Annotated in this window: 14 protein-coding genes; 7 read left to right on the top strand and 7 right to left on the bottom strand. The window is 64.4% G+C overall.

All coding sequences use genetic code 11. The features are described from left to right. Positions 1–205 precede the first annotated feature (205 nt). A complete protein-coding gene (locus VNK82_04725; GenBank protein ID HXE90250.1) occupies positions 206–2,365 on the top strand; it encodes a patatin-like phospholipase family protein in 2,160 nt (719 codons plus the stop codon). A 65-nt stretch (positions 2,366–2,430) separates the two neighbouring features. Continuing rightward, positions 2,431–3,084, top strand: coding sequence for a hypothetical protein (locus VNK82_04720; protein HXE90249.1), 654 nt, complete (start codon positions 2,431–2,433; stop codon positions 3,082–3,084). Here VNK82_04720 and mqnC read toward each other — a convergent pair. Beyond that, complete coding sequence (mqnC, locus tag VNK82_04715) at positions 3,081–4,127, bottom strand: cyclic dehypoxanthinyl futalosine synthase (protein ID HXE90248.1); 1,047 nt, start codon at positions 4,125–4,127, stop codon at positions 3,081–3,083. The two genes, VNK82_04720 and mqnC, sit on opposite strands and share 4 nt — an antisense overlap. Positions 4,128–4,311: 184 nt before the next feature. Between mqnC and VNK82_04710 the strand changes: the two genes are divergently transcribed. The 3 genes from VNK82_04710 (at position 4,312) to VNK82_04700 (ending at position 7,781) form a co-directional block, all read left to right on the top strand. Further along, positions 4,312–5,973, top strand: a complete 1,662-nt coding sequence (locus tag VNK82_04710; GenBank protein ID HXE90247.1) for a DUF389 domain-containing protein — start codon at positions 4,312–4,314, stop codon at positions 5,971–5,973. A gap of 175 nt (positions 5,974–6,148) precedes the next feature. Further along, entirely contained in the window at positions 6,149–6,931 is a 783-nt protein-coding gene (locus VNK82_04705) for an ABC transporter permease (GenBank protein ID HXE90246.1), read from the top strand. Between the two features lie 4 nt (positions 6,932–6,935). Continuing rightward, complete coding sequence (locus VNK82_04700) at positions 6,936–7,781, top strand: ATP-binding cassette domain-containing protein (GenBank protein ID HXE90245.1); 846 nt, start codon at positions 6,936–6,938, stop codon at positions 7,779–7,781. Positions 7,782–7,919: 138 nt separating this feature from the next. Here the strand turns inward: VNK82_04700 and VNK82_04695 are convergent, their stop codons facing one another. The 4 genes from VNK82_04695 to dprA all read right to left on the bottom strand — a co-directional run bounded on the left by VNK82_04695 (position 7,920) and on the right by dprA (position 13,043). Next, entirely contained in the window at positions 7,920–8,384 is a 465-nt protein-coding gene (locus VNK82_04695) for a hypothetical protein (GenBank protein ID HXE90244.1), read from the bottom strand. Between the two features lie 296 nt (positions 8,385–8,680). Beyond that, positions 8,681–11,221 carry a type I DNA topoisomerase gene (topA, locus tag VNK82_04690; protein HXE90243.1) on the bottom strand — a complete coding sequence of 847 codons (2,541 nt, stop codon included), beginning with the start codon at positions 11,219–11,221 and terminating at the stop codon, positions 8,681–8,683. Positions 11,222–11,266: 45 nt separating this feature from the next. Further along, positions 11,267–11,695, bottom strand: coding sequence for a four helix bundle protein (locus VNK82_04685; GenBank protein HXE90242.1), 429 nt, complete (start codon positions 11,693–11,695; stop codon positions 11,267–11,269). 178 nt (positions 11,696–11,873) lie between these two features. Then, positions 11,874–13,043 (bottom strand): DNA-processing protein DprA, encoded by a 1,170-nt coding sequence (gene dprA / locus VNK82_04680; protein ID HXE90241.1) that lies wholly within the window; start codon positions 13,041–13,043, stop codon positions 11,874–11,876. 518 nt (positions 13,044–13,561) lie between these two features. Between dprA and VNK82_04675 the strand changes: the two genes are divergently transcribed. Then, complete coding sequence (locus VNK82_04675; GenBank protein HXE90240.1) at positions 13,562–14,380, top strand: menaquinone biosynthesis protein; 819 nt, start codon at positions 13,562–13,564, stop codon at positions 14,378–14,380. 11 nt (positions 14,381–14,391) lie between these two features. On the opposite strand, the gene VNK82_04670 is transcribed toward VNK82_04675, so the two are convergent. Both VNK82_04670 and VNK82_04665 read right to left on the bottom strand, forming a co-directional pair. Beyond that, entirely contained in the window at positions 14,392–15,831 is a 1,440-nt protein-coding gene (locus VNK82_04670) for a sigma-54 dependent transcriptional regulator (GenBank protein HXE90239.1), read from the bottom strand. Positions 15,832–15,918: 87 nt separating this feature from the next. After that, positions 15,919–18,759 carry an ATP-binding protein gene (locus tag VNK82_04665; protein ID HXE90238.1) on the bottom strand — a complete coding sequence of 947 codons (2,841 nt, stop codon included), beginning with the start codon at positions 18,757–18,759 and terminating at the stop codon, positions 15,919–15,921. A 320-nt stretch (positions 18,760–19,079) separates the two neighbouring features. Between VNK82_04665 and VNK82_04660 the strand changes: the two genes are divergently transcribed. After that, positions 19,080–20,504 carry a FecR family protein gene (locus VNK82_04660; protein ID HXE90237.1) on the top strand — a complete coding sequence of 475 codons (1,425 nt, stop codon included), beginning with the start codon at positions 19,080–19,082 and terminating at the stop codon, positions 20,502–20,504. The last annotated feature ends 175 nt before the right edge of the window (positions 20,505–20,679 follow it).

The raw sequence follows: 20,679 nt of genomic DNA, 5'->3' as shown, positions 1-20,679 counted from the left end.
GCGGCCCAGTCCGCCACAAGCTTTTGATTATACATGATTTGGTCCGGGTTGCCTGTACCGCGACTGCATTGGGAGTACGATTCCCCTCGCGGATGCTCTCCGGTCTGCGTCGCTGGGGCATCAGAATCGAGATAAAGAGATTCTGGTCGCTCCAGGGGAGGAAGCGATGCGTCAGATTCGCGGTATAGCTCTGTTATTTGTTCTCTTGTTCCCTGCCAGCCGTACGCTTCTGGCTCAGCAGACACAAACCACCGATCCGCCTCCGGCGCCGCGGCCGCGCATTGGCGTGGCACTGGCGGGAGGCAGTGCATTGGGGCTGGCGCACCTTGGCGTCCTTCGCTGGTTCGACGAGCACCACATCCCGGTCGATTACGTGGCGGGAACCAGCATGGGAGGACTGGTGGGCGGCATGTTCGCCAGCGGCTACTCCCCGGAGGAGATGCGTGCCTTGGTGCGGGACACCGACTGGGGCCGGGTCTTCGGCCCGCCCACGACCTATCGCCATCTCACCTTCCGTCGCAAAGAAGACCAGCGCGTGTTTGCCAATGAGCTCGAGCTCGGATGGCACGACGGCGTGAGTTTCCCTCCGGGTTTCAACAGCGGCCAGGGAGTGAGCCTGGTGCTGAGCCGATTCGCGGCGCCCTACGCGGAAACGGGCAGCTTCGACGAACTGCCCACGCCCTTCCGTTGCGTCGCCACCGATTTGGTGAGCCGCGAGCAGGTGGTCTTTCACCAGGGCTCGCTGCTGGAGGCGCTGCGGGCCACCATGTCGCTGCCCGCCATTTTCGCGCCGGTGCGCAAGGATGGTCAGATCCTCGTCGACGGAGGCCTGCTGAACAATCTGCCGGTCGACGTCGCGCGCAAGATGGGCAGTGACGTGGTCATCGCCGTGGAACTGGATACGCCGCCGCCAACGCCGGAGTCGCTGGAGTCGCTGCTGAAAGTGAGTCGTGAATCCCTCACCACGATGATTGCCGCGAACGAGCGCCGCAGCCTGGCCCAGGCCGATCTGGTGCTCTCCCCGGACTTGAAGGGTCTTTCGTCCACCGATTTCGAGAAGTGGCAGGACCTGGAAGAACGTGGCTACGCCGCCGCGGAAGCCAAGGCGCGTTTCCTCAAGACCCTGGCCGTCAGTGACGCGGAGTGGGAGAGCTATCTGGAAGCGCGCCGCGCCCGGCGGCGCAACATGGAAACGCCGCAGCGCATCGAAGTGCACGGCGCGGGCGAAGAGTCTCGCGCGGTCACAGCCGATTTGCGGTCGCTCGCGGGCCAGCCATTCGATGTTCGTCGAGTCGAGCGCCGGCTGGACGAGATTGCCGGGGGGCGTTTTTCCACCGCCACCTACCAGCAGTTGCAACGCGAAAAGGTGAACGTCCTCGAAGTCAACCTGAGTGAGAAGCGTTACGGGCCTCCCTTCATCAACTGGGGACTCACCATCGATGGCAGCCAGGCCGATGATCCGCGCTTCGGCTTCGGCGCGCGGGTTACCTTCCTGCGCCTGGCCGTGCCTTCCGATGAGTGGCGCAACGATTTCAATCTCGGCAGGACCAGCTTTTTCTCCAGCGAGTACTACCGGCGCATCCGCGGCGGCCGTTGGTTCCTGGCGCCACGGGCCTTTGTCGGCCGCGAGAAGCAGGATGTCTACGACGGCAGCGACCGCATCGCGGAATACAACCTGGATCGCATGGGCGGCGGAATGGACTTCGGCTTTCTGCTCGGGCGCACCAGCGAATTCCGCTTCGGGTATGAGATCGCGCACGTCGACGCCTTCTCCACCATCGGCGCCTCGACCTTGCCCAAGCTGACTGGCACGCATAGTGCCCTGCGCGCGCTCTGGCGATACGACGGAACCGACAGCCCTGCCATTCCCACCTCAGGCGCCCGCGGGGAAATGAGCGTGGGCTGGGTGTTCGAATCGCCGGGAGAGGTTCGAGAGTTTCCCACCTTCGAGTCGCGCTGGCTCGTGGCCCGGCAGCTCGCGCCCAAGTATCTGCTCATCGGCACGGCTGCCGGTGGCTCCAACTTTGGCCGTGGCTCTCCGGTGGACGCCTTCACGCTCGGCGGTCCCTTGCGCCTGAGCGCGCTGGGCCGCGATCAGCTCCGCGGTGGGAGCTTTTATAACGGGAGCCTGGCCCTGCTGCGCACGCTGAGTCGCGATCCAACGAGCCTCGCCACCCGCACCTACTTCGTGGTCGGCTATGAAATGGGCGATGCCTTTGACGATGTGGACGCCGCCAACACCTTCCACGACGTCGCCCTGGGCGTGATGGGCGTCACCCGATTGGGCGTCTTCTACGTTGGGGGCAGCGTGGGTGAACAGGGAGAAAAGAAAGTGTTCTTCCGCTTTGGACGGTTGTTCTTCTGAAGCGGGGTGTTGTACGGTGTTCTCCGCTCTGGACATTAGCCAGGTTCGCATAGAGGCGTTGCTCGATGAACCACGCGGAGGCATTGGCAGCGTACATCCGGTTGCACACGGAGTTTGTACTCGTGGCGTCAATGGAAGGCAGCTATGGGCACATGGGTGCCACCCTAACGGACGCCGTCCTGCAGGCTGGTGTTAATTACGAGACCGTTGTTCGACCGCGCGTTGAACGTGTACTGGGAACGTACCCGGACGCGACAACGACGAGCTCGTTTGCCCGTCTCATCAGACAACTTGGCGCAGATCAAGTCCTAAGCTGGCAAGGTAATCGGAAGCTCAGGACGCTTCAAGAACTCATAAGCGTCCTCCTGCAGAACGGTGTCGAAACTGAGGATCAACTGCGAATCTGGCTAGAAAAGCCTGCAAACCTCGAACGGATACGACAGATAAAGGGGATAAAAGACAAGACCGCGCACTATCTCCAGATTCTCGTGGGCGCACAAGGCGTCGCGATAGACCGTCACCTGTTCCGATTCCTTGAGGAGGCAGGTACTCCCACGAATAGCTACGACGAGGCGCACAAACTCATCTGTGACGCTGCCACACTCCTCGGCGTCGACTGGTCTGTTCTCGACTATAGCATTTGGCGCTACATGTCACAGCGTGCCAGCGGTGTCTCAACCAAGCACTGCGGCGGCCAAGGCAGCCCACCGAACGGCTAATTCAGGAAATACTGCCGGTACAGCGTGTCCCGCTGCGCCGGGCGGAAGCCGGCGTCGCGGATGATCCGGCGCAGTTCTTCTTCGCTGGTCCGGTTACGCACTCCCGCCGCGGCCACCACGTTCTCTTCCAGCATCACCGAGCCGACGTCATTGCCGCCGAAGCGCAGCCCAAGCTGGCAGACCTTCAGTCCCTGTGTCACCCAGCTCGCCTGCACGTTCAAGAAGTTCGTGAGGAACAGGCGCGAGATGGCCAGGACTTTCAAGTACTCGACGGCGGTGGCCTCGTCCCAGTGCCGCCCGCCCAGCGCGGTATTCTGCGGCTGGAACGACCACGGAATGAACGCGGTGAATCCGCCCGTTTCTTCCTGCAGGTCGTAGAGGCGCTGGAAATGGTTCACGCGATGCTCGAAGGCCTCACCGCAGCCGAACATCATGGTGGCGGTGGTACGCATGCCCAGCTTGTGGGCGGTGCGGTGCACGTTGAGCCAGTCTTCAGTCAGGCATTTCAGGCGCGCGATTTTGTAGCGCACTTCGTCGTCCAGGATTTCGGCCCCGCCGCCGGGGATGGAATCCAGGCCGGCATCGCGCAGCCGCAGGATGGTGTCGCGAATGGAAAGCCCGCTCAATTCCGCCAGAAAAATGATTTCGGAAGCCGAAAAACAGTGCAGGTGCACGCGCGGGAAGCGCTGTTTGATGCCGCGCAGCAGCTTCTCATACCACTCCAGCGGCAGCGCCGGGTTCAGGCCGCCCTGCATCAGCACGCCCGTGCCGCCCAGCTCCACCGTCTCGCGGATCTTCTCGTAGATGGTCTCGTATTCGAGCGTGTAGCCTTCCTTCGATTTCGGACCTTTCACCGGCCGGTAGAAGGCGCAGAAGGTGCAGTACTCGGTGCAGAGATTGGTGTAGTTGATGTTGCGGTCGATGACGTAGGTGACCACGCCCTCCGGATGCAGCTTGCGCCGCACCGCGTCGGCCTCCATGCCGATGCCGATCAGGTCATCGGAACGGAACAGGTCGAGGGCTTGCTCCTTCGTAAGAGACATGGTTTGAGGGCTATTCTAGCCGCTGCGCCGAGCGGCCTCCAAGACCACGCCATCCGTTTGAACTCTTCATCCGTTTCATCCGTCACACTACGCTGCCCCCGCTCTTAGTTCGCCGTTCACAGTTCGCAGATCACAAATCCCTCGATGGACTTTTCCCTCGTCCCCCGCGTAAGCTCCGGTTCGCATGTTCCGCGCCTGGCTGCAGCGCCTCCGTCCCGAGTTCCGCGACCTCGAGGAGATTTACCGCGACATCTATGAGGGCCGCCAGTTCGACGCCGTATATGCCGGCATGCTGGTGCTGTCGTGCCTGATCGCCCTGCTGGGCCTGCTGGTGAACAGCCCGGCAGTCATCATCGGCGCTATGCTCATTTCGCCGCTGATGGGCCCCATTCTTTCCTGCGGTCTGGCGCTCACTCTGGCCGAGTGGAATCTGGGGCGCAAGGCGGTTCGCAACGTCGGTTTCTCGGTTCTCGAGGCAGTAACCATCGCTGCCGTGGCCACACTGCTGTCACCGCTCAAGGAGGCCACCCCGGAGATCCTCGCCCGCAGTAATCCCAACCTGATGGACTTGCTCATCGCCTTCTTCTCCGGCGTGGCCGGTGTGCTGGCGCTCACCTCGCGCAAGATGGGGATGACCATCATCCCGGGAGTGGCCATCGCCACGGCAGTCATGCCGCCGCTGGCCACCGTCGGCTACGGCCTGGCGACTGCGCAGTGGGGCATCGCCGGTGGCGCTTTCCTTCTCTTCTTCACCAACCTCACGGCCATCGTCATCAGCGCGGACCTCATCTTCCTCTGGGTCGGCTTCCGGCCGGCGCACACGATGCTCAAGCACGAGCACAAGCTGCTGGTTCGCTATCGAATCATCGCGGCGACGGTGATTCTGGCGCTCATCTCCATCCCGCTGGTGCGTACGCTCTATCAGGCGGCTACGCAGGCGCGCATGCGCCAGGCCATTTCCTCCACGCTGCGGGCTCTGGAGCAGCCCGGCAAGTCGCGGTTGAGCGGCGTGGACTTCCGCGTAAGTGACGACGCCGTCACCGTCAGCGCCATCCTCCACACCACCGAGTACGTTGAACTTCCTCAGGTGCGCCAGGTGGAAACTGCCCTGGGCGACAGGCTCGGACGCCGCGTCCGGCTTCGGCTGGAGCAGATTCGTGTCGAGGAGGACCCGGCGGGAGAGTCGCGGAGGCTGCGCGACTTCCTGGCTTCCGCCATGATCCGCCCCTCGACCACGCCGGAGCTGGCCCGCACCGCGGGCACGCTGCTTTCCGATGTGCAGGGCAAGGTGGAGGCGGCGCTGCAGCCCCTGCTGCCGCCCATGGGCCTGGCTGCCGGCAAAGTGCAGATGGTGGGCCGGCAGGCCGATGATTCCATCGTCATCGAGGTCGCGGCCTCGGCGCCGCAGCCCGGCGACCCGCAGGCCTGGGCGGTGGCCGCGGCCTCCCTGGCCCACGACCTCGGCTCGCGCGTCCGCTTGCGCGCGCGCGTCCACCTCACGCCGGCGGAGGACGAACCCGCGGACCTGATTTCCTTTGCCGCAAGCTCGGTTGTGCCCGAGGCCGCATCCGTAGCGCGCGCTCGCCGCTGGCTGGAGCCGCTGCGGGAGCGCGACGATCTCACGTCGCGGTGGGTCGCGCCTGCCGGCGTCGATCCTGCGCTCACCGCCCGGCGAATCGCAGCTCTGCGCCGGCGCTTGCCGCTTTCCATCGCCGACGAACCAGCGACCGACAGCGCACTGCCGCCAGACACGCTTCGCATCCATGTCGAGCAGCAGATCAGCGTCTCCGCAGAGCCGGTCGTCGCCTCTCCGGCCCCGGCTTCTGCGACGGCCCCACGGCCTTAGGGATTCTGCGGCCCTTCCGTGCGCCGGTAAGCTGGTTGGATCGCCCTCTCCAGCTCTCTGTCCATGGGTCACAATTCGTAGTTCGCAATTGCCCAAACTTGCCGGGTGCTTCACCCGTGTCGCTCCCGATGTTGGAGCGACGGGGTGGGAGATTTGCTATATTTCCCGGTTCGCCATGGAACTGCTCGCCACTCCCTTCGATATCGCCAAGGAGAAAGTCCTGGCCGTGCAGGAGTATTCGCTGCTGGCGGGGCGCTCGCTGACCAACCTGTTCCGCCACCCGCGCTACGTGGCGGACATGCTCATGCAGGCCGACTTGATCGGCGTGGGCTCGCTTTCCATCGTGGTGTTGACGGGCTTCTTCACCGGCGCGGTGCTGGCGTTGCAGACCTCGAAAACGCTGCAGCAGTTCGGCTCGCTCTCGCTCACCGGGCAGGTGGTTTCGCTTTCCATGGTCCGCGAACTGGGCCCGGTGCTCACCGGGTTGATGGTGGCCGGGCGCAACGCAAGCGGCATGGCCAGCGAGCTGGGCTCCATGGTGGTTACCGAGCAGATTGACGCCATGCGCGCCCTGGGCACCGATCCCACCAAGAAGCTGGTCACCCCCCGCGTGGTCGCCAGCGTCATCATGCTCTTCTTCCTCACCATCATTTCTGACCTGGTGGGCCTGGGCGGCGGCTTCATGGTGTCGTCGCTCGTCCTGCGGCTCGATCCGCAGCAGTACTGGACCAACGCCTACCAGACGCTGGAGCCCGAGGACCTGATTATGGGCCTGGTGAAACCGGTGTTCTTCGGGTTCATCATCGCCACCGTGGGCTGCTACTACGGGCTGACGGCGCGCGGCGGCACTCAGGGTGTGGGCCGTGCCACCACGCAAGCCGTGGTGGCGGCTTCGGTGCTCATCCTTACGGTCAATTTTTTCGTCACCCGCTTTCTCATCACCTGGCTGGAGATGTAGGCCCATGCCCTCCACCCTGGCCCGCGAAACGCCGCTCCCGCCTGCGGGGGAGACCGTCCACAAGGCCATTGTCTTCGAGGACGTTGGGCTCGCCTTCGAGGACAACCTGGTGCTCGACGGCGTTTCCTTCGAAGTGGCGCGCGGCGAGACCAAAGTGCTGTTCGGCGTGGCCGGCTCCGGCAAGACCACCATCCTCAAGCTGGTGCTGGGGCTGGTGCGGCCCGACCGCGGACGCATCTGGGTGCTGGGGCACGAGGTTACCGCCCTCGCCGAGGACGACCTGTTCGAGCTGCGCCGCAAGATCGGCATGGTCTTCCAGGAAAGCGCGCTCTTCGACTCGCTCACCGTCGAGGAAAACGTGGCCTACCGGTTGCAGGAAGAAGCCGACTTGCCGCCTGAGGAGATCCATCGGCGGGTGGAAGAGGCGCTGCGCTTCGTCGAGCTGGGACACACGCTGACCATGTATCCGTCGGAACTCTCCGGCGGCATGCGGCGGCGCGTGGCCATCGCCCGCGCCATCGTGCACCGCCCGGAGATCCTGCTCTACGACTCGCCCACCGCCGGGCTTGATCCCATCACTTCCACCACCATCATCGAGCTCATCGTGAAGCAGCGCGACGTTTACGAAAGCAGCGCCCTCATGGTGAGCCACCGCCTGCAGGACGGTTTCACCATGGCCTCGCATTACTTCGACCCGGAAACCAACCAGATGAAGCCGGTCGCCGGCACCGGCCGCCGCGAAACCCGTACCACGTTTCTCATCCTGCGCGACAGCAAGAAGATTTTCGACGGCACCGCCCGCGAGCTCGCCGCCTCGCGCGACGAGTACATCCGCGAATACCTCGCCTGAGACCTGTTTCGGGAGTTTCGCTGGAACCGGCTCTGGCAGTTCCCCTAGCGGTGGGAAAGCGGGCTTTAGCCCCGCGTTGCGCGAGATGCCACACGGGGCTTGAGCCCTGCACTTCGACGTTGATACGAGCGAAGAATCCTAATCCGCAGCCGCTTCCCGCGACGCTTTCTGCTGCGCTTCCTTCCAGGCCGCGATCCGCTTCTCGATGTGGGCCACGCGCTCGCGGCATTCCTTGTTCTGTTGCACGACCTGTTCGACCTTGCTCAGGAACTCCGGATCGAACTTGGCCCGGATCTCTTTCAGCAGCGGCTTGAACTTGGCGTAGACGAACAGCCCTTCGCCGCAGGTGTCGACGAACGTGGCGGGATGCAGCGTCCCCCGCAGCACCAGCGAAGCCGCGATCTGCCAGTAGGAGAACACCTGCCGCAGGTACGCGTTCTCCGGCGTGCCCATCGCGGTGACCACTTTCAGGAACTCGTCGGCGGTCGTGGGGTTGAAGTCGAAGTTGATGAAGTTGCGCGCCTTGCGCATCTCCGTCTCGCGGCGCAGGTCATAGAGCTTCAGCCCCAGCTGGGCGTCGGCTGCGGTCGGCTTCTTGGCCATAGGTATCCTCCTGGGGGTAAGTGAGAGCTACAAAGTGTAGCAGGTCTGGACCTCGTTGCGGCCGTCTCCTCCGCGGACGGTGCCCATGTCTGCGCCCCGGTGTTGGGCGCAGACGTGGGGAGACTCGGCCGGCCTTCACAGACTGACGGTTCGACCATTCAGTCCGCGACCGTGACGGCGGTTGCACGACACGTCGCGGCTGTCTGCGCGGCTGACGGTGCCCCATGTCTGCGCCCCGGTGTTGGGCGCAGACGTGGGAGACTCGACCGGCCTTCACAAACTGACGGTTCGATTATTCAATCCGCTACGGTGACGGCGGTTGCCGGACGGGAATACGTGCAGGTCGGGGTAGTCTCCTCAGGGGCAGCCTTGCCCCGCCGCCTTCGCGCCGGTTCTTCCTCGCTGCTGCGCCGGCTGTTGGGGCAGGCGATCACCGGGCCCGACTTCAGGTTCTTCTCCACCAGGTAGGGGCTGCCGCATTGCGGGCATTTCTCTGCCAGCGGCTTCCAGTTGGAGGTGAAGTCGCAGTCCGGGTAGTTCGAGCAGCCGTAGAACACGTTGCCCCGCCTCCGCGCCTTCTTCTCCACGATCTCGCCTTCGCCGCACTTCGGACACTTCACCCCGATAAAGTTCTGTTTGATGAACTTGCAGTCGGGGTAGCCCGAGCAGGAGGTGAATTCGCCGTAGCGGCCGTGGCGGATCACCAGGTGGCGGCCGCACTTGGGACAGATCTCGTCGGTCAGGATATCGGGGACCCGCTTGCCCTGGTCGAGCCGCCGCGTGGTCTTGCACTCGGGGTATCCGGTGCAGGCCAGGAACTGACCGAAGCGCCCACGCTTGAGCACCATCACCCGCCCGCAGTTCTCGCAGTACTCCTCGTGCGAGGTTTCCTGCATGTCGTCGGCGGAATCCAGGTCGGGCAGGGCGATGGGATTTTCCTTGGTGAACGTGCAACTGTTGGGGTCGTCCTTGCGATAGGCGCTGCAGGCGAAGAACGACCCGTGCCGTCCCCACTTGATGACCAGCGGCGAGCCGCAGCGCTCGCACTTCTCCTCGGTGGGTTTCTCCATCCGCTTGACGTTTTCCATGTGCTCGCGGGCGTAGTCCAGGTCCTTGGAGAACTTGGCATAGAACTCCTCCAGCGCGTCGGTCCACTTCTCGCGGCCTTCCTCGATGTCGTCCAGCTCCTCTTCCAGGCGCGCCGTGTACTTCACGTCGAAGATGTCGGGGAAGTTCTTCACCAGCAATTCCGTCACCACCATCCCGATCTCCGTGGGGATGAACTTTCCTCCCGTCTTGGTGACGTACTGCCGCTCCTGGATGGTGGAAAGGATGGTGGCGTAGGTGGAAGGCCGCCCGATGCCTTGTTCTTCCAGCTCCTTCACCAGCGACGCCTCGTTGTAGCGGGGCGGCGGCTCGGTGAAGTGCTGTTCGGCCTTCAGCTCGCGCAGCGTGAGCTTCTGCCCGGCGGTCAGCGCCGGCAGCTTGTGCTTCAGCGCCTCGTCTTCCTCGTCCTTTCCTTCCTTCGATTCCTCGTAGACTTTCAGGAAGCCGTCGAACTTCAGCACCGACCCGGTGACGCGGAACAGGTACGGTCCACCGTCGGCAGCGGCGTGGATATCCACGCTGGTCTGGTCGAACAGCGCCGCATTCATCTGTGAAGCCACGAAGCGCTGCCAGATGAGCTTGTACACCTTGTATTCATCTTCCTTCAGATACCGGCGGATGGCGTCCGGGTGGCGCGCCGCCGAAGTCGGCCGGATAGCCTCGTGCGCATCCTGCGCGCCCTTTTTCGATCGGAAGAAGTTCGGCTTCTCCGGCAGGTAGGAAGTCCCGAACTCCGAGCCGATCACCTGTCGCACTTCGCCCAGCGCATCGTCCGCGACGCGGGTGGAATCCGTGCGCATATAGGTGATCAGGCCGACCAGGCCCTCTTCGCCAAGTTCGACGCCCTCGTAGAGATGCTGCGCCAGCATCATGGTGCGCTTCACGCTGAAGCGCAGCTTGCGCGCCGCATCCTGCTGCAGCTTGCTGGTAGTGAAGGGCGGAGGCGCGCTGCGCCGGCGCTCCTTGGTCTCGACTGATGCCACCGTCCACGCCGCCCCCTGCAGCAGCTCGCGCAGGCGTGTGGCTTCCTCGCCGTTGGGGATCTCGATCTTTTCTTCGCCGCGGCCGACAAAACGCGCGTCGAACGCGGGAGGCTTCTGTGCAGCCAGGTGCGCGTCCAGCGTCCAGTACTCCTTCTTCTCGAAGGCTTTGATCTCGCGCTCGCGCTCCACGATGAGCCGCAGCGCCACCGTCTGCACGCGCCCGGCGGAAAGCCCGCGGCGAACCTTGTCCCACAGCAGCGGCGAGACCTGATAGCCCACCAGGCGGTCGAGCACACGGCGCGCCAGTTGCGCGTCCACCAGATGCTGGTCGATCCCGCGCGGATGCGCGAACGCCTCGCGCACCGCCTTGGCCGTGATCTCGTTGAACGTGACGCGATGCACCGGGACGCCGGCGGCTTTCTTGGCTTTCTTCCTGCGCCCGCCGTTGGGCGTGAGCTCTTCCGCCAGATGGGCGGCGATGGCTTCGCCTTCGCGGTCCGGGTCGGGCGCCAGGTAGATGGCCGCCGCCGACTGCGCCAGCTTCTTCAGCTTGGCCACCACTTTTTCCTTCCCGGGAATGACGACGTAGTCGGTCTCGAACCCGTTGGAGACGTCCACGCCCAGCGTGGTCTTGGGCAGGTCTTTGACGTGGCCGAAGGACGCTTCGACTCCGTACTCCCTGCCGAGATACTTTTCGATCGTCTTGGCCTTGGCGGGCGATTCGACGATGACGAGGTTCTTGGGCAATTCGTTTCCTCTCGAAGGAAGCTAGCATGGAACGCGCGTGCCTCGCTAGCTGGAAGGCGCTTTCCGCTGTCCGCTCTCCGCTTTCCGACTTCCTGTCAACGTTCCCTCAGGCACATCACTGGACCTGTTCAGGGACCGCCTTAGACCCGTCAGCATCCGGCGCACGTCCTCAAGTTCTTCCTGGAGCGTCCGGTATGCGCTGGAGGTCAAATACTCGAGGTCCTTGGCCACGAGCAAGTGGCATTCCAATTCGCTCGCGGAGCCGAGCGCAATCTGGCCAAACCTCGCCAACTCGCCATCCGTTTGCCGCCCGCATCCTTCCGCCAAGTTGGCTTCAATGGACAGGCAGGCACGACGCATTTGGCTGGTCAAGCCGAACAGTTCATCCTTCGGAAGCGATTTCGTTTCACGATACAACCTGAGCGTAAGACGGTGCGCCTGCTGCCAGGCGCGCAAGTCACGGAAGTTTCTCATTCAAGACTCGCTTTCCGCGGTCCGCAGTCCTTCTTCCGCCAAAACCCGTGAGACAACGGAAAGCGGAGAGCGGATAGCGAAGAGCGCGCATTCAAGACTCGCTTTCCGCGGTCCGCAGTCCTTCTTTCGCCAAACCCGTGAGACAACGGAAAGCGGATAGCGGAGAGCGGAGAGCGCATTAAAAGCTCCTCACAAAATTCTTCCCCGGCAACTGCCGCACTTTGCCCGCCAGTTCCAGCTCGAACAGGGCGGCGAAGATCTCCGAAGCCGAGACCTCCGGTTCCAGCTTCACCACCAGGTCGTCGATGTGGGTGGATTCGTCCGGCTTCAGCAGGGAGAGGACTTTCCTCTCGTGAGGAGCGAGCGAGTCCTCGCCGAATAGAGATGCAGTGGAGGGGCCTGCGGATTCAGAGAGGAGCTGCGGGGCGAGTTCGCCGCGGACTTCGGCGGGCAGCTCGTCCCATACGTCTTCCCAGGTGGCCACGAGCTTTGCTCCCTGCTTGATCAGCGTGTGCGGTCCCCAGGAGTTCCTGTTGGTCACGTTGCCGGGCACGGCAAAGACTTCGCGGTTCTGCTCCAGCGCGCAACGCGCCGTGATGCGGGTGCCGCTGTACTCGCCGGCTTCCACCACCAGCACGCCCAGCGCCAGCCCGCTGATGATGCGGTTGCGGATGGGGAAGTTCTGCGGGGCCGCGAACGTTCCGGCAGGGAATTCGGAGAGGACAGCGCCGCCCAGAGCGAGCAGGCTGTCCGCCAGCTTGCGGTTCTCGCGCGGATAGACCACGTCCACGCCGGTGCCGAAGACGGCCACGGTGCGCCCGCGGGCCGTGATGGCGCCGCGGTGAGCGGCCGCGTCGACGCCGCGCGCCAGGCCGCTGGTGATCACCAGGCCGCGGGCGGCGAGATCGGCCGCGAGGCGTTCCGCCATCCCCATGCCGTAGGGCGAAGGATGCCGCGTGCCCACCACTGCAATGGCCGGCCGCGAGAGCGCACTAACGTCGCCGCGCACGTAAAGCACGACCGGCGGGTCATAGATCTGGCGCAACAGCGGAGGATAGGCGGCGTCTTCGAGCGTCAGCAGCTCGGCTCCGGCCGCCGTCGCCCGCAGCATCTCTTCGCGCGCCAGTTCGAGCGAACGTCCCGTCGCCAGCGCCTGCGCCGAGACCGCCTGCAGACCGACGGCTTCCAGCTCGGTCAGCGAAGCGCGAAACACCTGCTCGACGCCGCCAAAGTGTTCCACCAGCTTGCGCGCCCGCGTCGGCCCGAGCTGCGGCGTGAGCGCGATTGCCAGCCATTGGAGGCGGCGGTCGCTCGTGGCCGAGGGTGGATTGGATGGTGAGTCTGACAAGCTACTAGCGGCTAGCTCCTGGCTTCTAGCGAAAACATGGAACCCAGTACCTGGAACCGTTTCAAAAATCAGTTTTCGGAGGGGCACGGCTTCAGCCGTGCCGTTCCGGGTCCTATAAGCTGCGGGCTTTAGCCCTTGAGGGCAGCCCTCCGACCCCGAAAAAACATTCTTGAGACCACCTTTGGTACCCAGTGAAATGCGTGGCCGAGCTACCGGGACATTGCTTCTGGGTATCTGTGTGTATCCGCGTTGATCCGCGGCGAAAAACGGAGGGGCCCGCGCGGGACTGTACACGCAGCGGAAAATCGCTGTCAACTGTTTCCCTGAAGTGGAAGGCACTCTGCCCCAAGATCCTTCGCTCCGGTATCCCGCGCTGGTACGTTCGCGCGGGAGCCCTCCGTCGCTCAGGATGACGGCCTGCAATGGGTTATCCGTGTCCATTCCGTGTGGATCTGTGGCCAAGAGCTGTTTGCTAGCAGCTAGCAGCTAGTAGCTAGTAGCTGTAGAATTCCGCCGTCATGGGGTATGTGCGCATCTCGGCCATCTCCTTCCTGAACACTGCGCCCTTGATGTGGGACTTCGAGCACGGCCCGCCGCGTGCCGGATTCGAGGTGCGCTATACCGTGCCCGCGCAGTGCGCCGAGCAGTTGCGCACCGGCGCGGCCGACGTGGGCATCATCCCGGTCATTGCCTACGAGACCATCCCGGACCTGGCCATCATTCCCGGCGTGTCGATCTCCGCGCGACGCTCGGTGCGTTCCATTCTGCTGGTGGCGAAGAAACCGATTGAAGAAGTGGAAACCGTCGCGGCGGATACTTCCTCGCGGACTTCGGTAGCGCTGGCTCGGGTGTTGTTCGCCAAGTGGTGGGGCGGGCAGCGGCATTTCCACGCCATGCAGCCGGATCTTGACGCCATGCTGGCGGCCTGCGACGCGGCTCTGCTCATCGGCGATCCGGCACTCACCGTGGATCGCTCCCGCCACCTCACCTACGACCTGGCCGAAGAATGGAACCGGTTCACCGGCAAGCCTGCCGTGTTCGCCTTCTGGGCGGTGCGCGCGGAAGCAGCCCAGCCGGAGCTAGCGCGCGTCTTCCAGCAGTCACGCGACCACGGCCTGGAGCCGGAGAACGTCCAGGTCCTCGCCCGCGAGTGGGCGCCGCGCGTCGGCATCAGCGAGAGGGAAGTGGCCAGCTACCTGACGGAGAACATCGACTACGCCTTCGACGCCGAGCACCGCGAGGGCCTGGAGCTGTTCTACCGCCACGCCGTGGACTGCGGCGTGATTGCAGCAATAAGGCCGCTGGTGTTCTTGGGGCAGAAGGTGGCGGCGGGGTAAGAGACGCCAGTTTACTCTGCCCCGCCCCGTCTTTTCCGTATCTCGATATTCAGCCGCTTGATCTTCTGATTCAGTGTCGAGAGCGGGATGCGGAAGCGTTCCGCGGCCTCGGTCTGGTTCCAGGAGGTTTTTTCGAGCATGTCGGTGATGATGCGACGCTCGCAGTCCTCGATGATGTCGAACAGCGAGGCGTCGGGGTTCGAGGCCAGCAGGCTCACCGGCGTGCCCCGGCCGACGATGAGGTCGGGCAAGAGGTCGATGCCGATCACCGGGCCGGTAGAGAGCACCACGGCGCGCTCGATGACGTTTTCCAGCTCGCGCACGTTGCCCGGCCACTGGTAGTCCATCAGCGGGCGCAGGGCTTCGGCCGAGACCTGGCGCACCGGCTTGTCGTTCTCCGCGGCGTACTTCTTGAGGAAGTGCTCGACCAGCAGCGGGATGTCCTCGCGGCGGGCGCGCAGCGGCGGCAGGTCGATGGTGATGACGTTCAGCCGGTAGTAGAGGTCTTCGCGGAACCGGCCTTCGGCCACCATCTGCTTGAGGTCGACGTTGGTGGCCGCGATGACGCGCACGTCCACCTGGATCTCCTGCACGCCGCCCAGGTGCATGAACTTGCGGTCCTGGAGCACGCGCAGGATCTTGGACTGCGTCTCCAGGCTCATGGTGCCGATCTCGTCGAGGAAGATGGTGCCGCGGTCGGCCACTTCGAACAGGCCCTTTTTCGACGCGATAGCGCTGGTGAAGGCGCCCTTGACGTGCCCGAAGAGCGTGGACTCCAAAAGGTCCGGCGGCATGGAGCCGGTGTTCACGGGCACGAACGGACGGTCGCGGCGCGGCGAGTTGGCGTGAATGGCCTTGGCGATCAGCTCCTTTCCGGTGCCGCTTTCGCCCTGCAGGAGCACGGTCGAGCGGCTGGGCGCGACCTGCGCCACCAGGTCGAAGATTTTGAGCATGGCGTCGCTCTTGCCCACGATGTTCTCGAAGTTGTAGCGCTGCTTGAGGGCGCGCTTGAGCTGGACGACTTCTTCTTCGGCGCGGCGGCGGGCGATGGCGGTGCGAATGTCGGCCAGCAGCTTCTCGTTGTCCCAGGGCTTCTGCACGAAGTTGGAAGCGCCGCCCTGCATGGCGGCGACGGCATTTTCCACCGTGCCGTAAGCGGTGATCATGATGACGGGCACGATGGGGTCGCGCTCGCGGATCTCGCGCAGCACGTCGAGGCCGTTGCGGTCGGGCAGCGCCAGGTCGAGCAGGACGAGCTCGAAGGGACGCTCGCCCAGCGCCGCCAGGCCCGCCTCCGCGTTGGCCGCGACGCGCACCTCGTAGTGTTCCAGGTCGAGCAGCGTCTCGAGCGACTCCCGGATGGCCGCCTCATCGTCAATGATGAGGATGGCCGCGGGCGCAGTCTCTTCGCGGTTGAACGGCGGGCGCGTGATGACAGCGCTTTCAGACATCAGAGGTCCCTCGCTGCGCCCGGGATTTCGGCTGCGGGCTCCCGCCTCGGCTCGCGCCGCTCGCCTCGCTCACGCCTGCAAGTCGCCTCAAACACGCACCGCCTTCCTTACCCGCGGGAACTCCAGATGGAACGTGGTGCCCTCGCCGGGACGACTTTCCACGCGAATCTTGCCCGCGTGTTCAGAAATGATTCCGTAGGTGACCGACAAGCCCAGGCCGGTGCCGCGGGGCTGGCCGCCGCCGGCGCCGTTCTTGGTGGTGAAGAACGGATCGTAGATGCGGCTCAGGTGCTCCTGGGCGATGCCCACGCCGGTATCGCTCACGCTGACGCGGGCGGCGTCGCCGTTCGAGGTGGCGACTCTGAGCGTGCCGCCTTCGGGCATGGCGTCACGCGCGTTCAGAAACAGGTTCAGGAACACCTGCTGCAGTTTGCCGAAGTTGCCGTAGACGGGAACCGGGGCGTCGCTGAGCTGCGTCTCCACCTGCACGCGCGACTGCCTGAGCTGGTGCTCCAGCAGCGTGAGTGTGTCGCGGATGACCTTGTTCAGGTCGACGTCGGTGAACTCGGTAGCGCTGGTGCGCGAGAAGTTCAGCAGGCTGTTGACAATCTCCGAGGCGCGGAAGGTCTGGCGCGTGATCTTCTCCAGCAATTCCTGCTGCCGGGGATCGCGCGGCATCTGCTTGGCCAGCATCTGCGCATAGGAGGAGATGACGGCCAGGGGCGTATTGACCTCGTGGGCCACCCCCGCCGCCAGCAGGCCGATGGACGACATCTTGTCAGCCTGGGAGAGCTGGGCTTCCAGTTCCACGCGTTCGGTGATGTCATCCAGGATGATCAGCCGGCCGATGAGCTCGAAGCTGCGCGTCACCAGGGGCGCGATGGCGATATTGGCGATGCGCGTCTCGCCCGCGGGCGACGTCAGCCGGAACTTGTACAGGTTGCGGATGCCGGGGGTCTGGCGGCCGCGGTAGAACTCTTCGGCGAACTCGGCCGGCATGACTTCGGCCAGCGGGCGGTTGAGCGCCTGCGCGCGCGGCGTGGCGAACATCACTTCCATCTGCGAGTTCCAGCTCTCGATGCGGTCCTCGAGGTCCACCGCCATCACGCCCACGCTGATGCTCTCGACGATGTTCTCGCTGAATTCCTTGAGGCGCTCGTACTGCGCGGCCTTCTGCTCGAGCGACGCCACCAGGCGCGCGTTCTGCACCGCGATGCCGACGTAACCGGCCAGCGTCTCCAGCAGCTCGACGTCCTCGGAGTCGAGGAAGTCGCCTTCCACGGTTTTGCCCAGTCCGATTACCGCCACCATGCGGTTCTGCACCAGGGCGGGGATGAAGTAGTTCAGGTCAAGCTGGGCGATGGTGTGCTGCGCGCCGGGCGCTTCCCGCCAGGCGTGCCCGGTGTGCTCGAAGAAGAGGTGGCCTTCCTGCCACTCCGGACGCGAGGCCGCGAGGAAGCTGAGGTCGAGCTCGCCGGCGTAGGAGATGCCGTGCGAGCGGGCCAGCGCCAGGCGGCCGGCGTCATCGGCCAGGAAGACGGCGACGCGGTCCACCAGCAGGGTGCGCGCCAGGCGGTCCACGACGGAGGCCAGCATGCGGTCGAGGTTGGTCTCGGAGTTCAGCTCGCGGCCGAACTCGATGAGCGTCTGGCGATAGTCGTAGCGGCGGCGGTAGAAAACGCGGTCCAACCGCTCCTGGATCCACTTCTTGAAGGGTTCGAACAGCAGCGCGGTCACGATGATGGCGGCGATCAGGCCGTAGGTGCCGGTGCCGGGCAGTTGCGTGTGCACGAGCTCGGCCACCAGCCCGACCATCCCGAAAAACACGCCCACGATGGCTGCGGTAGCCAGCGTGTAGGCCATGCCGCGCTTGAAGATCAGGTCCACGTCCATCAGCCGATAGCGCACGATGGCGTAGCCGAAGGTCAGCGGCAGGAAGACCAGGGAGAAGGCCGAGATCTTCATCCACCCCGTGGGCAGCGCGCCCGCCAGATAGGGCAGCACGTAGAGAAGGGTGAAGGGCGTGATGGCCAGCACGGTGCCGCGCGTCACCCACTTCATCTGCTGGCGGAGGATGGGCGTATCGGCGTGGCGGTAGGTGTGCCACAGGATCCCGGCTGCGATGGCGAAGCAGACCACCAAATAGACCAACTGAAGGCGGTCCAGGTTCCAGCGCAGCAGCTCGTTGCCTGCGAGCTGCGTGACAGCAAAGACCTGGATCAGCAGCAGCCCGGCGCCCGGAGCGTACACGGCCGCCGGAAGCCAGCGGTGGCGGCGCACGAATTCCTTGTTCTCCGGGAAGGTCAGGGCGAAGTGCAGGAAGAGCGCCGGCTGCAGCAGTCCGGCGACGACGTTCGACCAGTAAACGATCTGATCAAAGTCGCTCCACGACTGGTCCACGGGCGAGAGCTTTCCCGTGTACTTGAAGGAATAGAAGATGAACGAGACCAGGCAGAAGACGTAAAAGTGCGTGGACTTGGGCGCGGTCCAGCGGCGCAACAGGATGTACATGCCGATGCCGAGATACACCAGCGCGATCAGGCGCAGGCCGGCGTTCAGGCTCTTGTCGGCAGGTGCGAGGATGACGGGCACATCGAGCGGGACCTGCTGGCGCACCAGGCTGTAGGTAGCCTTGGTCCAGATGCCGGCGCGGTACATGGCGCGGTTCAGCGCGCCCACTTTGCTTACCGGCTGCTGATTGACAGCGGCCAGCCGGTCGCCGACTCGAATGCCGGCCTTTTCGCCAGGTCCGCCCGGCAGGACCCGTTCGGCGCGCAACCCGGCATCACTTTCCACCCACCAGACGCCGTCGTCGGGGACGGGGTAGCGCTGCTCCTGCTGCCAGTTGGTCCACGCGAAGATGATCGCGGCCACCGTGAACAGCCCGAGCACGGCGGCAGTCAGGCGGACTTGCAGCTCTCGCTTCAACGAACCCTTCGTCGCGCGCGCGGCGCGGCCGTTACCCCTTGGATTCGGGGGCTCGGTGTTAAGATGCAAGTTACGTTCCACAGGCTGTAGGAGCGGCTGTAGCTAACTCCTTTCGCCGCTGGCCCTTAGCAAATTATATGCCTGAACCGCGGCTCAGAATGCGGTTTTTGGGATGAACGTATGGTTTATTGTAAGTAACCTCCCGCACCTTTGATCCGACATTGGAGTGACGAAGTGTAGGCAGAGAGCAACATCGTACGCGCCGATTTCTCGGTTCCGAGTGGTCACACCCGGCATAAAATCCCCGGGAGGTTGAAACCATGCACCGGCTCCTGTTGGCGACCTTCGTGGTTTTTCTTTGGCGTCCGCCGCTCCTGGCCGAGGATGCGGGCAAGGTGGCGCGAGTGCTGCCTGAAGGCTTCATCACCCGGGCCGCGGCGACGGCAGAGGCCCGGGTCCCTGATCCGGTAGCCTGGAACGACGTCCTGCGCACCAGCCGGCAGGGCCGCATGCGCCTGAGCCTGGTGGATGGCTCGCTGCTTACGCTGGGCAGCGAATCCGAGCTGCGCGTGGTGAAGCACGATGCGCAGTCGCAACAGTCGCTGGCCGAACTGCTCTACGGCCGCATGCGTGCGCGCGTCGTGAAGATGACCAAGCCCACGGCCGGGTTTGAAGTGCGCACGCCCACGGCGGTGGTGGGGGCCATCGGGACCGAGTTCGCCATCGACGCCACGCGCAGCAGCGCCGCGGCCAACCAGATCAACACGCTCGCTGACCTCACGCCCGGCGCGCTGCCCGGCCCCAATATGCAGCAGCCCACGCTGGCCGACTTCCACGCTGTCGAAGAGACCATCGTCTACGGCCTGGAGCGCATCACCGGCGTGCGCAACATTGATCCCAAAGTAGTGGGCGTAGTGTACCTGCTGGCCGGCGAGTTCACCATCGTGCGCCGCGGACACCCGCCCACGCCGCCGCGGCCCGCCCAGCCGGGTGCGCTGCCGCTGAGCCCCGGCCCGTTCGACTTCGAACCCGATTGCGGAGGCGCTGTCGACCTCACGCAGATGGATGGCGACGACAAGGACGACCTCAAGTACGAAGTCACCGGCCTGGGCACCTCGACCGGCGAAGCGTTCCAGGTGCGCGTGCGCAACCTGCGGCCGTGTCCGGTGGAGGTCTTCGTGCCGCACGGCGCGGTGCTGAAGCCCAAAGGGTTCATCGGAAGGGTGATTGCGGGCATCCTGGGCGGTGGCGGTCCCGCGCTCAAAGACTTCCAGAAGATGATGACGGAAGGAACCACAGCGGAGGTGGCGGCGCGCTCGGTCTCTCCACCCGGCGCCATGCACTTTGCCGTGCCGGAGAGCGGCGAAGCCACGTTCAACCTGCGTGCCTTCTGCCTGGAGCTGGAGAAGCTGGCGCCGGCCAGGAACACCTCCTACAAGTTCGCCTCACCCAAAGAGAGCGGGGAAGAACTACGCTCGCGCCGCCTGATCAGTTCCGCCTACACCCAGTTCCTCACCGGCCAGGCGCGGCCCAAGCTGACCACCCTGGACAGCCTGATGCAATGGTCCATCTGGGCCAGCCAGGAGAAGATGGACGAAAAGAAATTCCGCCGCGCCTTCACCGACCTGGTGGAGAAGAACATGAAGGCGCAGAAAAAGTGGAACAAAGAGGCGGAGAAACAGGCAGAGGCCGCCGCCGCCGATTTGTGGCAGAACGTCAGCAAAGTGCTGGCGGCCACGCCGTAGTTCAACCTTCGTTTCCCCACGTACGCGCCAAAGACGGGCGCGAACGTTGATTGGATAACAGCGAAGGCTCCGACTCGACCCGGTAGTCTTTGGTTAAGGACCAAGGCTGCTGGGGAGGAAGGAGCCCTCGCATGATGATTGTAGGCTGTGATTTTCATCCCAGCTGGGAACAAGT

The sequence above is a fragment of the Terriglobales bacterium genome, assembly GCA_035573675.1.
Taxonomy (GTDB): Bacteria; Acidobacteriota; Terriglobia; order Terriglobales; family Acidobacteriaceae; genus DATMAB01.
Note: the sequence above shows the minus strand (reverse complement) of the source record. Positions and strands in the feature narration are given on the sequence as shown.

What these genes read in the sequence shown, in the direction of transcription:
- VNK82_04720 (HXE90249.1), top strand. Translation starts at nt 2,431, where the DNA reads ATGAACCACGCGGAGGCATTGGCAGCGTACATCCGGTTGCACACGGAG.
- mqnC (HXE90248.1), bottom strand. Translation starts at nt 4,127, where the DNA reads ATGTCTCTTACGAAGGAGCAAGCCCTCGACCTGTTCCGTTCCGATGAC.
- VNK82_04710 (HXE90247.1), top strand. Translation starts at nt 4,312, where the DNA reads ATGTTCCGCGCCTGGCTGCAGCGCCTCCGTCCCGAGTTCCGCGACCTC.
- VNK82_04705 (HXE90246.1), top strand. Translation starts at nt 6,149, where the DNA reads ATGGAACTGCTCGCCACTCCCTTCGATATCGCCAAGGAGAAAGTCCTG.
- VNK82_04700 (HXE90245.1), top strand. Translation starts at nt 6,936, where the DNA reads ATGCCCTCCACCCTGGCCCGCGAAACGCCGCTCCCGCCTGCGGGGGAG.
- VNK82_04695 (HXE90244.1), bottom strand. Translation starts at nt 8,384, where the DNA reads ATGGCCAAGAAGCCGACCGCAGCCGACGCCCAGCTGGGGCTGAAGCTC.
- VNK82_04685 (HXE90242.1), bottom strand. Translation starts at nt 11,695, where the DNA reads ATGAGAAACTTCCGTGACTTGCGCGCCTGGCAGCAGGCGCACCGTCTT.
- VNK82_04675 (HXE90240.1), top strand. Translation starts at nt 13,562, where the DNA reads ATGGGGTATGTGCGCATCTCGGCCATCTCCTTCCTGAACACTGCGCCC.
- VNK82_04670 (HXE90239.1), bottom strand. Translation starts at nt 15,831, where the DNA reads ATGTCTGAAAGCGCTGTCATCACGCGCCCGCCGTTCAACCGCGAAGAG.
- VNK82_04660 (HXE90237.1), top strand. Translation starts at nt 19,080, where the DNA reads ATGCACCGGCTCCTGTTGGCGACCTTCGTGGTTTTTCTTTGGCGTCCG.